Genomic DNA, 14559 nt, shown 5'->3' with positions numbered 1-14559 from the left:
GGGGCTCAGGAGCCGCACTGGAACCGTTCGATGTCCTCGTCGGTGATCTCCAGCGGCCCCTCCGCCGGCTGACTGATGCGGATGTGGTTGCCGAACGGGTCCCGCAGCGCACAGTCGATGCCGTACGGCTGTTCGACCGGTTCCTGGGTGAATTCGACGCCCCGCTCGCGCAGCGTCTCGTACGTCTTGCGGCAGTCGTCGGTGTTCAGGATCGCCGCCGCACCCAGCGCACCCTTCGTGACCAGGTCGCGGACCTGCGCCGCCACCTCCTCGCTGTGCTGCGGCGGCCCCGGCACCTCCAGCAGCAGGTGCGTGTCCGGCTGGGCGGGCAGATGCACCGTGAGCCAGCGCATGAACCCCAGGTCGACGTCGTCCGTGACCTCGAAGCCGAGTTTGCCGCAGTAGAAGTCGAGGGCTTCGTCCTGGTCGAGGACCATGATCGAGGTGATTCCGATTCGTGTGAACATGCCGGTAACGCTACGGCGACACCCCGCGGTAGCGCTTATCCGAAACTGCTCACGTGGGCCGGCCTCACGCCGGGCGTGACCACGTCTTGACGAAGCACACCGGCACGTGCAGCGGAGTCGCCGCCGCGCGGTACTCGGCGGGCGATACGCCGACGATCGACCGGAACGTGCGGCTGAACGTGCCGAGACTGTCGAAACCGACCTCCTCGGCGACCCGCGTGACCGTCGCCGACGGCGACCGCAGCCGTGCCATCGCCCGTTCGATCCGCCTGCGCTGCAGGTATCGGTGCGGGGTCTCGCCGAACGTCGCCCGGAAGGAGCGGGTGAAGTGGCTCGGCGACATCAGCGCGACCCGCGCGAGGGTGGGCACGTCGAAGGGCTTCGCGTAGTCGCGGTCGATCGCATCACGGGCGCGCAGCAACCGGCGGTTCTGGTCCTCGCGCGGGCTCATCGTGGCCACGACGTCGAGAATAGCCCGCACGCGGCGCGCGTGCGGGCTATTCGGTTCCCGGGCCCCTCTCGATCGCCAACGACCTCAGCGGTCGTTCGTACGCTCCGACGTGTGACCACCACGGCCACGTCACTCCAGCGGGAAAGTCACCGGCGACCGAACCGCGCCCGGAACCTCTTCCTGACAATCCGCTGTGGACTGTCCACAGCGGACTGCCTTGGCCCGCGTCGCGAGGCGATCCGCGCGGCGCGGGCGCCGGCGCCAGCGAGGACTGTGTCACTCCGCCCTCATCACTCCGCCCTCATCACTCCGCCCGCGTCACCGCGGGGAGTCAGCGCTGGCCGTGGAGTCGGGGCCGTCAGGGGAGCCGTCGGGTCCGTTCGGCGCGTCGACACCGTCACGATCGGCAGGCGAGTCCGCGGTGCTGCCCGCCTTGTCGTCACCGTCGTTCGGGGAATCGGCCTCATTCGGGGAATTCGCCGTGTCGCTGTCGTTCGCGGTGTCGCTGTCGTTCGCCGTGTCGCTGTCGTTCGGCGAATCGGCGGAGTCGGCCTGCCCGTTGCCTTGCTCGGCCTGCTGCACCTGCGAGGCGGGCTTCGGGTCGTTGACTCCGTCGGCCAGTGCGGTGCCTCCGACGGCGATCGCACCGCCGACACCGACGGCCGCGGCGGCGACGACGAACCAGGGACGCTTGTTGCTTGCCATGATGCGACTTCCTTTCGAAGGATGTGCTCGGGGTGGGTTTCTCGGTCACCTCACGCGACGGGCGCGCGAGGAATCCAGGGGCCGCCGGGCGCTCGAGGCTGCTGCGCTCGAGGCCGGCACTCGAAATCGGCACTCGAAAATCGGAGTTCGGACCCGCAGTGCTCGTTCGCTGCGGCGGCGGTTGTTACGGGGTCAGGCGGTGAGCGGATCGTCGGCGCGGCACCAGTTCCACGCCAGGTCGAGGCGGCGCTCGAGCACCGAGTGCCACCCGCGGCGGCCCGTGCGGTGCGCACCCGGCGCCAGCGACAGCACCACGGCCGCGGCATGCGACCGGAGCGTGACCGGGTCCCAGTGCCGGTCGAACTCCCGCAGGCACCGCGCCGTGAAGCGATCGATCACCGGTGCGCGTTCGGGTTTGACCTGCGACAGCACGGACAGATGACCGAGCAGGCAGGCCGGATCGTCGTGCGGATCGCCCGCGCCCGCGGTGTCGATGTCGAGCAACCCGACCAGGCGCCCACCGGAGACGAGCAACTGCGTCTCGTAGAAGTCGCCGTGCACGGGAACCGGAGCGGCACCGGTCGGTACGGCGACCGCCTCGGCGACCGCGTGTGCCGTCCCGGCCGCGCCGGGGTGCACGCGGGCGATGACGTCGGCGTAGTGGCCTGCCTGTTCTGCCCAGCTCCGCCTGCGGGCGTGGTCGGCGAACGCCTGCGGCAGCCCGTGGAGCGTGGCGACGATGTCGGCGGGGTCGATCCGGTCGAGCTCCATCGTGTTGCCACCGAGCAGCAGCCGCCGCAGTGACGTGCCGCCGACGCCGGCGAGCACGAGCAGGCCGTCATCGGTCCAGCCGAGACTCTCCGGAACCACGCCGCCCTCGGCGGCGCGGTGCAGCCGGTGCAGCTGCTGGACCTTGTCGGGACGCAGCACCTTGACGAACACGGTCGCCCGCGCGGTCCGCACCTCGACGACCGCCCGCCGCAGCGGGCGGTAGGAACGAACCGTCGGCCGCAGATCTTCGGTGGGCAGACCCAGTCCGGCGAGCAGTTCCCGCATGCGGCCGGGGTCGACCGCCCTGGCCAGCCCCGGCAGCGCCGGATCGTGCGGGAACCGCCAGACGCCGAGTTCGCGCACGCCGTCGGACACGCGCATCGCAGCCCGCGCCTTCGCCGAGGTGCTGGCGCAGTAGGTGTCGGTGGCGCGGGAGCCGTCGGGACGGGTCACGTCGACCCGTGCGGCCACCGTGGTCGAGGCGCGCTGGACGTCACGATGGGTGATGCGGCTGCCGAGCGCGGTGTCCCCGCTCGCCCCGGCGACGGCGGACCACAATGCGCTCAGGTCCGCCTCGTCGGGTTGCCACTGCTCTTCGCTCATGACGTCAACGATGCCGCCGCCCCGTGAAACCCCGCTGAGCCGACCGTGAAGGGACTTTCATGTCCGCGCCGTCGTGGCTCCGGGGAGAGGAGTTGCGGTCAGTACGGCTGGTAACCGCCGCCGGAGGAGATCGACTCGAGGCCGGGGTGCTGTTCGAGGCTGCCGTAGCGGTCGAACGTGTAGCGGACGCCGGCGATGATGTTGTCCACCGGATCCCAGATGTCACCGTGCCCCGGCAGGGCGTGGGAGTCGAACGTCGGGTCGATGCACTGCATCAGGCCCTTCGACGGGGTGCCCTTCGCGGCGTTCGAGTCCCAATCGTTGATCGCGCGCGGATCACCACCGGACTCGTGTTCGATGATCGTCCAGATCTGGTCGATGTTCTCCTCGGTGACGGGGATGCCGTTCTCCTTGAGGATCTTGATGGCTTCCTTGATCCACTGCTCGACGTTCCCTGGAGGCGGGCCCGCGGGCGGGCCGCCACTCGACCCGAGACCGCCACCGCCACCGCCACCGCCGACGGCCGTCTCGGCACCGCCGCTGCCGCCACCGCCGCCGGCACCACCACCACCGACGCTCGGCGCACTGCCTGGGTTGCTGATACCGCCGGTGTCGGCCATCTGCGACTGCGCCTGCCCCGGCTTCGGCACCTGCGAATAGCCGCCCGCACCGCCGATCTCCTGCTTCATGAGGCGCTGCGCCTTCTTGATGGCCTGGTTGGCCTGACCCAGCAGGCTCTTGATCCGCTCGGCCGCCTGCGACGCCGTCTGCCGGTTCTGCTCGCGCGCCTGCTCCCGGATCGACTCCGGGTCCTGGCCGCCGCCCTCGCCGTCCGCCGCCTGCGCCGCCTGCTGTGCGCGCTGTTCGGCCTGCTTGTTGCGCTCGTCGATCTCCTGCTTCGCGTTGGCCTTCGTCTCGTTGATCGACTTCTTGAGCTCCGACAGCTTCTGCTGCAGATCGCCCAGCTCGACCGCGGCCTCGTCGAGCTTGTCCTTGACCCGCTGTCCCGCCGAAGCGACCTGGGCGACATAGGAGAAGAACGCATCCGCCGCCGGACCGTTCCAGACGCCGCCCTCGGAAAGCGGCGAAGCCGCGTTCTTCAACTCCGCAGAATGATCGCCCGCGTTCTCCGACGCGGTTTTGAACTCCTGCGCGACGTTTTGAATCCTACTCGGATTGACCTTTTCGACCTTCGCTGCCTGGGATTCGACCTGCTCCCAGTTCTCCGGCATCCCCAGCGACATGTCAGGCCTCGCCCCGCATCGTCAGGTTGCTCGCCGCCTGCTCGTCGGCCTCCGACATCGCGGCGATCGCGTTGCGCAGCGCTCCGCTCGCCTCTGCCATGTGCTGGTGCGCAGCGTCGAATTCCGCCTGCATCCCCGAGGTGAACGAGCCGAGCGCGCCGTCCACCCGATCCGGATCGTCGGCGTCCTCGACCTCACCGAACGGGCTCTCCCCCTCGACACCGCGCAGTTTCGCCTTGTCCTCGGCGATACGGTCGGCGATACCGTCGACCTTCCCTGCCGTGCTCCGCATGGATTCGGCGTCGTAAACCGGCACGGTGGTCATCCCCCTTCACGAAAAACGATCCGCTCGTCGCCGGGTATGACGCATGCGCCCGCACCGGCGGTTCCGCTCAACTCTATCGGCGAAAGCGAGAAACACGCGTACCCCACTTTCGTCGCCCGTGGAGAGGTGAGCTTTCCTCACATCTCGTCGAGCAGTTCCCACACGCGCTGCGCGAGCAGCGTGTTGTCCGCGGGCGCGACGGTCGCCCACTGCCTGCCGTCACTGCCCGGTGCGACCTGCAGCAGATACCGGCCCTTGTCGCTGTCGAAGAACGACACGACCCGCGGCGCACGGCGGACACCCCCGTCACGTCCATACGCCTGCGCACCGAACTGGCCACGGACGACCTGGCCCGCCAGCATCGCCGCGACCTCCTGCGCCTCGCTCAGCGCGATCCCACGGTCGGCCAGCGCCCCCACGAGCACCCGCGCGTCACCGCCCGCCTCGCGGTCGGCGTCGACCAGCACGTCGTGCGGCAGGGTCGCCGACCAGCCGATGCCCGCGGCCGTCTCCCCGGCGACCGACACCGCCGACTCCGGCAACGACGAATCACGCGCCGGGATCAGCCACACCTCGTCACCGTCCACGACACCCATCAGCGCCTGACTGCCCGTGCTCACGGCCACGCCCGAGATCTGCCGATCGGTCCAGACCCACATGTCGATCGCGACCGCGGGCCGCACGAACAGGTTCAGCATGTCCACCAGGTCACTCGTGGCCTGGTGGCCCTTCGCCAGCCTGCGCTGCGCCAGCGACTCCCACGCCTGGTCGACCAGATCGGACCGCTCGCGGTGCGTCACCCCCGCACTCGGCACGTCCAGTGCCGGATGCCGGCGTGGCAGCCGCTCCGCCTCCCACAGCATGTCGAACTCGAGCGTGGACAGCACCACGCTTTGACCGGTGGTCACCGGCGGCTCACCGTTGTTCCGAGTTCGGGTCGCCGATCGTGTCGGGAGCGACCATGCGCTGGTCGGCGAACAGGTCCTTGTCGTCGACGCCGTACCGGCGCACGTGTGTGTCGTCCTCGTCGCCCTCCTGCGGCGCCGCCTTCTGCATCATGCTGCGCCGGTCCTGCTCGGACTTCGACGTCTGGTTCTGCTGCGCCCTGGACTGCTCCTCGGGCAGGTCCCCGATCTGGGACTGGTGCGGCGAACGCGGCGCTCCGCCCCGGCCGCCACTGCGGTCACTGTCGCCGGCCAGCGCGCCCGCGATACCGCCCGCGGCCACCGCTCCCGCGGCACCGCCGAGGTCGTTGGCGCTGAACCCCGGTGACTTCGGCGACGCCGTCGTGCCGCTCGCGCCGGGCGCGGCCGTACCGCCGACGACCGGTGCGACGCCGAACGACTTGCCCTTCTGCAGATCCTGATCACCCGATACAGGGACACCGGCCTTGCCGCCGACCATTCCCGGGGGCGGCACCGCCACTCCGCCTCCACTTCCGGGAGCGGGACCACCGGTGACGGGCCCAGGCGCCGGCGCCACGGGCGAAGCACCGCCCGACGAGGGGAACTTGCCCACGCCGGACTGGCCGCCCGGCTGGCCCGGGTTCGCAGGCGTGCCCGGATTCGCGGGGGTACCGGGATTTGCGGGGGTACCCGGGGCGGCAGGCGTCCCCGGAGCACCGGGCGTGCCCGGCTTCCCGATCGCGCCGGGAGTCCCACCGGCCGTCGGTGCGCCACCCGAGCCGGGCGCGGCGCCCGTCGGGCCACCCGGCTGAGCCGAGCCACCGGACTGCTGCTGCGAACCCGGGTACTGCGGAGAGCCGGGATGGTACGGAGAGCCCGAGTACTGCGGACCTCCCGACCCCGATCCCGTGCCCGGACGCGGCACGTTCACGTAGCCGTAGCCCGCGTTCGGCGACGACGTCACCGGGGCACTCGTCGACGGTGTGGTCGACGACGGCGCCGTGCTCGGGTTCGGCGTCGGCTGGGCCGAACCGGTACCGGGCGGCGGGGCCAGCGGAGCGCTCTGGTTGGCGGGCGGCTGGGCAGGCTGCGGGACGTGGTGGACCGGCGCGGACGCCCCGGGCCCGTCGAAAGGCGCAGGCGGCGCCACACCCGACGACTCGGTGCGGTCGCCCGCGGGCGCATCCGCGGGCACCTCGGTCACGTCCGGCGGTGTCGGCGGACCGCCCGCGTCGACCTCGGTCGGCACATCGGCGGACACCACGGCCGACATCGGCGTGGGGGCGTTCAGCTGCGGCAGGTCCGACAGGTTCTCGCCGGACTCGCTCGCGTAGCCGTTGAGGGCCTCGAGCGCCTGCGCCCGCGCCTCCTGCCCCTGGGCGACACGCTGGGCGTTGTCGGTCTCGAAGCCGATGAGGCTGCCGAGCGAGTCCATGAGGCCGTAACCACCGGAACCCTGCCGGAGGGACTGGGCGTCGGGCAGCTTGTGCACCGTGCGGTTGAACGCCTCACCCTGCGCGAAGATCTTCTTGGCACACGCCTCGACCTTGGTCTGGGCCTCCTCGGAGAAGTCGGCCTGCCCGGTCATCCACCGGAACGCCTGATCGCCGGCGTCACCGCGCCACTCGACACCGAGCTTGCCCAGTTCGGTCCGCAGCGTCCGCTCGGTCTCGTCCAACGCCTTGCCGACCGCCTTCAACGCGGTGACGGCCTCACCGATGCCGCCCGCGCCCGCGCCGCTGCGGAACACCTCGACCTCGTCGGCCAGCATGTTGTTCGTGTAGCCGTCGAACCGGTGGTTGCGGATCTCGTTCGCACGCTGCGAGACATCCATCGCCATGTCGATTTCCCTCTACTTCCGCTTCGACCGCACGGTCGAGAAAACCTGGACAGCGTCGGCGTCCCGAAGTGAGCGCCGGGAGCGGGCCGGACCGGGACTAGCCGGGAAGGCCTCGTCCGCCACCGAGAGCATCCGCCTTCTCCTCGTCGGATTCGGAGTACCTCTCACCCGCCTTGCGCAGCTGGGTCGCCAGGGACCGCAGGTCCTCGACGTACGCGCGCGCGTGCGCGGCGTAGGAGTCCTCGGGGGCGCTGACGACGTCGTTCCACGCCTCGACGGCGTGCTGCGACACGATGTCTTCCGCCGGCGCCTGGATGCGCAGTGAGCTCAGGTGCTCGGAGAGTTTCTTGTCCAGCGCGTCGGCCTGTGCGTCGATGATCCGCGCCACGTCGGCGACCTTGTCGGGCGCGACGTCGATGTCACTGGCGGAAGGGACCGAGGGGAACGCACCGGCCCCGGGGATGACGTCCGAACCACCGAACGGGCCGCCCTGGCCGTTGCCACTCCCGCCGTTCGAACCGGCCGAGTCGCCCGCGAACGCAGTGCTGGCCGCCGCGAACGCGGCCTCCGCGCCCGCCGGCTCGCCGGCCCGCGACTCGCTCACCTCTGACGGCATGCGCACCCCCTGTAACGGCCGGTAGTCATCCGATTCTCACGCAGGCTACCAACCAGAATGTGACAGTGACCTGAACTTTGACGAGCTCACCCGGACGACGGTTCCGTCCGATCGTCGGATTTTCCGCCGCCCGCGGACACCGTCGAACCGGCGGGCCACCGGCACGAGACGGAAGGGTGCGGGAACACACCGCCAGCAGCCGCACCGCACGGTCGGCCCTGCCGCACCGTGCCGTCGGCTCTGCCGCTTCACGCGCCGTCGGCGCAGTCGCACCGTGCCGTCGGCGCTGCGGCTTCACGGACCGTCGGCGCCCGGTCACCGCGCCACGGGTCACCGCGCCATGGGGGTGCGCCGGGTTCAGCGCCCCGGGATCGACACCTCGCCGCGAGCGGCGCGCGCGGCGATGTCGGTGCGGTGATGAGCCCCTGCGAGCCCGACCCCGGCGATGCGCTCGTACGCCTCTGCCCGGGCCTCCTCCAGGTCCGCACCGGTGCCGACGACCGACAGCACCCGGCCGCCGCTGGAGACGACCGCACCGTCGTCCCGCCTGCGCGTGCCCGCGTGGAGCACGCCGTCGGCTTCACCGCCGGTGATCACATCGCCGACCAGCGGTTTGCCGGGGTAACCGTCGGCGGCGACGACCACCGTCACCGCACTGCCGTCGGCCCATTCCAGCTCCGGCTGCTCGGCCAGCGTGCCGGTGGCGGTGGCGTGGAGCAGCCCGGCGATCGGCGTACGCAGCAGCGCCAGCACGGCCTGTGTCTCGGGGTCGCCGAAGCGGCAGTTGAACTCGATGACCTGCGGACCTTCACTCGTCAGCGCCAGCCCCGCGTACAACAGTCCGGTGAACGCCGAATCGCGCGCGGCCATCTCGTCGACCACGGGCTGGATGATCCGCTCGACGACGTCGTCGACGAAGCCGTCGGGAACCCACGACAGCGGGACGTAGGCGCCCATGCCGCCGGTGTTCGGGCCGGAGTCGCCGTCACCGACGCGCTTGAAGTCCTGCGCCGGCAGCAGCGGCACCACGGTGCGCCCGTCGACCAGGCAGAACAGCGACGCCTCCGGCCCGTCGAGGAACGACTCGAGTACCACCGGGTGACCGCCGTCGAGCAACATCAGCGCGTGCTTACGCGCCTGCTCGACGTCGGTCGTGACGACGACGCCCTTGCCGGCCGCGAGACCGTCGTCCTTCACGACCCAGGTCGGGCCGAACCGGGCGAGCGCGGCGTCGAGATGCGCCGGGTTGTCGACGACCTCACTGTGGGCCGTCGGCACCCCTGCGGCGGTCATGACGTCCTTGGCGAACGCCTTGGAGCCTTCGATCCGGGCCGCTGCCGCCGACGGGCCGAAACACGGGATGCCCGCCTTGCGGACGGCGTCGGCCGCACCGGTGACGAGCGGCACCTCGGGGCCGATCACCACGAGGTCGGCCCGCCACTGCTCGGCGAGAGCCGCGATGGCAGCCGGGTCGGTCAGGTCGACACCGAGCGGTTCGGCGAGGGTCGCGGTGCCGGCGTTGCCGGGCGCGCAAGCGATCGCCGTTACCGCCGGGTCCTGCGACGCGGCGAGTACGAGGGCGTGCTCACGGGCTCCGGAGCCGATAACCAGGAAGCGCACGATTCCTCAGCGTAGACATGCCAATATCCGCTCGTTCATCGGCATGTACCTCCGCGGCTGCCACGCTGTCGCCGGGTGGTCGACCGCGGCCGCGAACGTAGGCGAACGTCCCTACCGGATCGAGAGAGGACCAGCGACGACTCATGGCATTCACATCCCGATTCCGTAAGCGCCTCGGAGTGGTGGCGCTCGGCGCGGTGGCCGTGCTCGCCACCACCGGAGCGGTTCCCGGCGCCGCCCAGTCCGGGCCCTCGCGGGCCGAAGCCGGCCAGGCGGACGCCGCTCAGGGCAGCGGCGCACACGCCGACGACCGCATCGTCGTCGGTCACCGCGGTGCGTCCGGCTACCGGCCCGAGCACACGCTGGCCTCGTACGAGCTCGCCGCGCGGATGGGTGCCGACTACATCGAGCCCGACCTCGTCACGACGTCGGACGGTGTGCTGGTCGCGCGGCACGAGCCGGAGATCGGCGGCACCACCGACGTGGCCGACCGGCCCGAGTTCGCCGACCGCAAGACCACCAAGCTCGTCGACGGCGAACCCATGACCGGCTGGTTCGCCGAGGACTTCACACTGGCCGAGCTCAAGACGCTGCGGGCGAAGGAGCGACTGCCGGAGGTCCGGCCGAACAACACGATCTACGACGGCCGCTTCGAGATCCCGACGCTGCAGGAGGTCATCGACCTCTCCCAGCAGCTGAGCCGCGAGCTGCACCGGCCGATCGGCATCTTCCCCGAGACCAAGCACCCGACGTACTTCCAGGAGCAGGGGCTCGCGCTGGAGCCGAAGCTGGTCGAGGCGCTGAACCGCAACCACCTCAACCGCCCGAACGCGAAGGTGCAGGTGCAGTCGTTCGAGGTGACCAACCTCAAGGAGCTCGACGACCAGGTGCGCGTGCCGCTGGTGCAGTTGACCTCGACCTCGGGCGCGCCGTACGACTTCGTCAAGTCCGGTGACCCGCGCACGTACGAGGACATGACCACACCGGAGGGCCTCCGCGAGATCGCCACGTACGCGGACGGGCTCGGGCCGTCGATCGGGCAGATCATCCCGCTCGACGCCGACGGCAACACCACGGAGCCGACGTCGCTCGTCGACGACTCCCACGCCGCCGGGCTGAGCGTCGTGCCGTGGACCTTCCGTGCGGAGAACGAGTTCCTGCCCGCCGACTACGACTCGTCCGACGACCCGGCGGAGTGGGGCGACGCGCTCGGCTGGGCCAAGGCCGTGTGGGACACCGGCGTCGACGGCCTGTTCGCCGACCACCCGGACGTCGTCATCGAGGCGGCCGAGTAACGCGGAGAAGCCCTGTCGCCCCGAAGGGCACCTGATTATGCCCCGAAGGGCACCTCGGGGGCACTCAACGCAGTCACGCGCCAGCGTGCCCTTGAGGGGCGCGGTGGCCGGGGTGGCGGGCCGTTGCCCCACAGGTGCCCTTCGGGGCGCTTCACTTGTCGCAGGGGACGTCGCCGGGGGTGTCCGTGACAGGCCGGGCTTCGGCCTCGTGCGGGCGGCCGCGAACGACCACCGCCGTTCCCGCCGCGCCGACCACGCGGGTCTGCAGCGAACCGCAGGCACAGCGGGTCCAGACGGTCTCTCCTTCGGGGGTCCGGTGCCGGGACAGCACGGCTACGACGTCGCTGTCGGGCCAACCGCAGAACGGGCATGTCGTCATGACTCCACCGTGCGGCCGGAATACGTGAAGGTCCAGGTTCGATTTTTGGACGAAACCGTGAAGAATGGCCTTCATGATGGACCTGCGCCGACTCAACGTGCTGCGCGCCGTGGACCACTACGGCACCGTCACCGCCGCCGCGACCGCCCTCCACCTGACGACCTCGGCCGCGTCCCAGCAGATCCGGCAACTCGGTCGCGAGCTCGACGTCACCCTGCTCGAACCGCTCGGCCGCACCGTTCGCCTCACCGACGCGGCACGCACCCTGCTCGCCCACGCCGACGCCATCGAGGCGCGCTGGCAGCAGGCCAGGGCCGAACTCCACGCCACGCAGGGCGGCCCCACCGGCACCCTCCGGCTCGCCGCGTTCCCCACGGCGATGTGCCGACTTCTCGGCCCGGTCGCGGCAAGCCTGCGGGCACGGCACCCGTCGTTGACGGTGCGCCTGCGTGAGGCCGAGGCGGTGGACTGCTTCGATCTGCTGTTCACGGGCGAGATCGACCTCGCCGTCGTCGAGGCGCTGCCCGCCAACCCGCCCGTCGACGACCCCCGCTTCGAACAGCACACCCTGCTCACGGACCCGTTCGACCTGCTGCTGCCGACCGGACACGAACTGGCGGACCAGCCGACCGTTCGGCTGACCGACGTCGCCGACGAACCGTGGATCGTCGGCCTGCCCGACGACGCCGCGCGCGCCCACGTGCTCGCCGCCTGCACCGCCGCGGGATTCAGCCCCGCGATCGCCCACGAAGCCTGTGACGCGAGCCTCGTCGCGACGCTGGTCCATCTAGGACTGGGCGTCGCGCTCTACCCCCGGCTCTCGCAGCTGCCGCCGGGACTCGACGTGCGACGGGTTCCGACAGGCGGCAACGCGCCCGCCCGCACGTTCCTCACCTGCGTCCGCCGCGGCGGACGCGAGGCACCGGGCGTCGCCGCGGCCCTCACGGCGGTGCACGAGCTGACGGCGGCGACGGCACCGGCCACCGGCGCGTCGGCCACCAGCGCGTCGGCCACGGCCACGGCCACGGCCACGGCCACGGCCACCTGAGCGTCCCGCCACCGAGCCACCCGCGACACCCGGCCGGTCCAGACCGTCACGCGGGACGCGTCAACGGCCGAACGTCGGGCGGGCGCGAACCCGCGCCGAGAAACAGTCATGCGGGCGGGTCAACGGGGGCCGGCGGCAGGGCCCGGAAGGAAAGTCGCTCCGGGTATCGGGTCAGGCGAACTCGTGACGGACGATCGTTTCCTCCCGGCCGGGGCCGACGCCGATCGCCGAGATACGCGTGCCCATCAGCTCTTCGAGCCGCTCGACGTAGGCCTGCGCGTTCTTCGGCAGATCCTCGAACGTGCGGCACTCGCTGATGTCCTCCCACCAACCCGGCAGCTCCTCGTACACCGGCTTCGCGTGGTGCACGTCGGTCTGCGTCATCGGCATGTCCTCGGTGCGCTGCCCGTCGACGTCGTAGGCAACGCACACCGGCACCGTCTCCAGTCCGGACAGCACGTCGAGCTTGGTGAGGAAGTAGTCGGTGATGCCGTTGACGCGGGCGGCGTAGCGGCCGATCACGGCGTCGAACCAGCCGGTGCGCCGCGAACGGCCCGTGGTGACGCCGAACTCGCCACCGGACTTGCGCAGGTTCTCCCCGGCCTCGTCGTCGAGCTCGGTCGGGAACGGACCCGAACCGACCCGCGTCGTGTACGCCTTGAGGATGCCGAGCACGGTCGTGATCCGGCCCGGCCCGATGCCGGAGCCCGCGCTGGCACCGCCGGAGGTCGGACTGGACGAGGTCACGTACGGGTACGTGCCGTGGTCGACGTCGAGCAACGTGCCCTGCGAGCCCTCCAGCAGCACGGTCTCGTCGCGTTCGAGCGCCTTGTTCAGCTCGAGGCGCGTGTCGGCGATGCGGTGCTGGAACCGCTCGGCCTGCTCGAGGACGGTGTCGGTGACCTCGGCTGCGTCGAGCCCCTTGCGGTTGTAGACCTTGACCAGCACCTGGTTCTTGTACTCGAGGGCCGCCTCGACCTTCTGGCGCAGGATCTTCTCGTCGAGCAGGTCCTGCACCCGCACGCCCACGCGCGCGACCTTGTCCTGGTAGCACGGTCCGATGCCGCGGCCGGTGGTGCCGATCTTGCGGCTGCCCAGGTAGCGCTCGGTGACCTTATCGATCGCCACGTGGTAGGGCATGATCAAGTGCGCGTCGGCCGACAGCAGGAGCCTGCTCGTGTCGATGTCACGCGCCTCGAGGCCCTCGAGCTCGTCGAGGAGCACGCCCGGGTCGACGACCACGCCGTTGCCGATGACGTTCGTGACGCCCGGCGTGAGGATGCCGGACGGGATGAGGTGCAGCGCGAAGTCCTGCCCATCGGGAAGGACGACGGTGTGGCCCGCGTTGTTGCCGCCCTGATAGCGCACCACCCAGTCCACCTTGTCGCCGAGCAGGTCGGTGGCCTTGCCCTTGCCTTCGTCGCCCCATTGGGCACCGATGAGCACGATGGCCGGCATGTGAAACTCCAAGGTGTGAGGTGGCTGTGGATGTTGCTGACACTGACCGTCTGTCGGTGTGACTGTCGAAATGCCGGTATACGAGCCTAACCGAGGGGTAATCCGTGCGGGGACTGGTACTGCTCTGCGGAGGCGCTGAGCTGGGGATTCACACGCCGGAGGGGGTCGGGGAGGCGAGCGTGCCGGCGCGGCCGGGCAAGGCCGACGTCGACCCGCTGCTGGAGACGGGCCGGCAGCGGCTCGTGGTGGTCGGCGACGACGCCGACCTGTCCGCGGTGGCGCTGCGGCTGCTGCGGAAGAACCGGCTCGACGAGATCGCCGTTGGATACGTGCCGACCGACCCGTCGTCGCAGGTGGCGGAGTTGTGGGGCGTACCGACCGACCGCAGGAGGGCGTTCGACGTCGCACTGTCCGGCGAGCCACGGGGCGTGCCGCTCGTCCGCGACGACGCGGGCGGCCTGCTGCTGGGACACGGCGTCGTGCGGCGGCCACGCGGCGTCGGCTACTGCGACGACACCGAGGCGCTGCGCGGCGAGGCCGCCCTGCTCGAGGTGCGGCCCGACCCGAAAGCGGGGGACGATACTGCCTCCGGTGGGCTGCGCGTCACCATCACCAGGGGAAAGCTCCTGAAACGACGGCGCACGTTCGCGGGCAGGGCGTTCCAACTGGGCGGCGCAGAGGTCGTGCCCGAATCCGACGGCGTGGCGTACCCGCGGGCCATGTCGCGGTGGACCTGGTACCGGCACACCCACGACTTCCGTCTGGTTCTGCGCCCGACATCGGTCTGAATCCGCCCAGGGTTAACGGGATCGTTACCTCTTTCGGAGACATT

The 14559-nt window shown here is 70.8% G+C and carries 15 protein-coding genes; 3 read left to right on the top strand and 12 right to left on the bottom strand.

The window, feature by feature from the left end; genetic code table 11:
* Positions 1–5: 5 nt before the first annotated feature.
* The 10 genes from FB384_RS09385 to purD form a co-directional block, all read right to left on the bottom strand.
* On the bottom strand, positions 6–467 hold the full coding sequence (locus tag FB384_RS09385; protein ID WP_183781581.1) for a VOC family protein: 462 nt from the start codon (positions 465–467) through the stop codon (positions 6–8).
* Between the two features lie 64 nt (positions 468–531).
* A complete protein-coding gene (locus FB384_RS09380) occupies positions 532–918 on the bottom strand; it encodes a helix-turn-helix domain-containing protein (protein ID WP_183785245.1) in 387 nt (128 codons plus the stop codon).
* A 318-nt stretch (positions 919–1236) separates the two neighbouring features.
* A complete protein-coding gene (locus tag FB384_RS09375; RefSeq protein WP_183781578.1) occupies positions 1237–1623 on the bottom strand; it encodes a hypothetical protein in 387 nt (128 codons plus the stop codon).
* 192 nt (positions 1624–1815) lie between these two features.
* Positions 1816–2997, bottom strand: coding sequence for a phosphotransferase family protein (locus tag FB384_RS09370; protein ID WP_183781575.1), 1182 nt, complete (start codon positions 2995–2997; stop codon positions 1816–1818).
* A 98-nt stretch (positions 2998–3095) separates the two neighbouring features.
* Complete coding sequence (locus tag FB384_RS09365) at positions 3096–4241, bottom strand: transglycosylase SLT domain-containing protein (protein ID WP_183781572.1); 1146 nt, start codon at positions 4239–4241, stop codon at positions 3096–3098.
* Between the two features lies 1 nt (position 4242).
* Complete coding sequence (locus FB384_RS09360; RefSeq protein ID WP_221212681.1) at positions 4243–4566, bottom strand: hypothetical protein; 324 nt, start codon at positions 4564–4566, stop codon at positions 4243–4245.
* Positions 4567–4703: 137 nt separating this feature from the next.
* Positions 4704–5474, bottom strand: coding sequence for an ESX secretion-associated protein EspG (locus FB384_RS09355; RefSeq protein WP_258936807.1), 771 nt, complete (start codon positions 5472–5474; stop codon positions 4704–4706).
* A 7-nt stretch (positions 5475–5481) separates the two neighbouring features.
* Positions 5482–7311, bottom strand: a complete 1830-nt coding sequence (locus FB384_RS09350; RefSeq protein WP_183781569.1) for a magnesium chelatase — start codon at positions 7309–7311, stop codon at positions 5482–5484.
* 97 nt (positions 7312–7408) lie between these two features.
* Positions 7409–7927, bottom strand: a complete 519-nt coding sequence (locus FB384_RS09345) for a hypothetical protein (protein ID WP_221212680.1) — start codon at positions 7925–7927, stop codon at positions 7409–7411.
* A 357-nt stretch (positions 7928–8284) separates the two neighbouring features.
* Positions 8285–9547 (bottom strand): phosphoribosylamine--glycine ligase, encoded by a 1263-nt coding sequence (purD, locus tag FB384_RS09340; protein WP_183781566.1) that lies wholly within the window; start codon positions 9545–9547, stop codon positions 8285–8287.
* Positions 9548–9690: 143 nt separating this feature from the next.
* Between purD and FB384_RS09335 the strand changes: the two genes are divergently transcribed.
* On the top strand, positions 9691–10842 hold the full coding sequence (locus FB384_RS09335) for a glycerophosphodiester phosphodiesterase (RefSeq protein WP_183781562.1): 1152 nt from the start codon (positions 9691–9693) through the stop codon (positions 10840–10842).
* 151 nt (positions 10843–10993) lie between these two features.
* On the opposite strand, the gene FB384_RS09330 is transcribed toward FB384_RS09335, so the two are convergent.
* A complete protein-coding gene (locus tag FB384_RS09330; RefSeq protein ID WP_183781558.1) occupies positions 10994–11221 on the bottom strand; it encodes a hypothetical protein in 228 nt (75 codons plus the stop codon).
* A 73-nt stretch (positions 11222–11294) separates the two neighbouring features.
* Here FB384_RS09330 and FB384_RS09325 point away from each other — a divergent pair, with 73 nt between their 5' ends.
* The gene (locus tag FB384_RS09325; RefSeq protein ID WP_183781555.1) at positions 11295–12269 is read left to right on the top strand and encodes a LysR substrate-binding domain-containing protein; all 975 of its coding nucleotides are present in this window, start codon (positions 11295–11297) and stop codon (positions 12267–12269) included.
* Between the two features lie 171 nt (positions 12270–12440).
* On the opposite strand, the gene FB384_RS09320 is transcribed toward FB384_RS09325, so the two are convergent.
* Positions 12441–13727, bottom strand: a complete 1287-nt coding sequence (locus tag FB384_RS09320) for an adenylosuccinate synthase (RefSeq protein ID WP_183781552.1) — start codon at positions 13725–13727, stop codon at positions 12441–12443.
* Positions 13728–13831: 104 nt separating this feature from the next.
* Between FB384_RS09320 and FB384_RS09315 the strand changes: the two genes are divergently transcribed.
* Positions 13832–14515: a hypothetical protein gene (locus FB384_RS09315; RefSeq protein WP_372497740.1), complete on the top strand. Its 684-nt coding sequence runs from the start codon at positions 13832–13834 to the stop codon at positions 14513–14515.
* The last annotated feature ends 44 nt before the right edge of the window (positions 14516–14559 follow it).

Source organism: Prauserella sediminis (assembly GCF_014195435.1).
GTDB lineage: Bacteria > Actinomycetota > Actinomycetes > Mycobacteriales > Pseudonocardiaceae > Prauserella > Prauserella salsuginis.
Note: the sequence above shows the minus strand (reverse complement) of the source record. Positions and strands in the feature narration are given on the sequence as shown.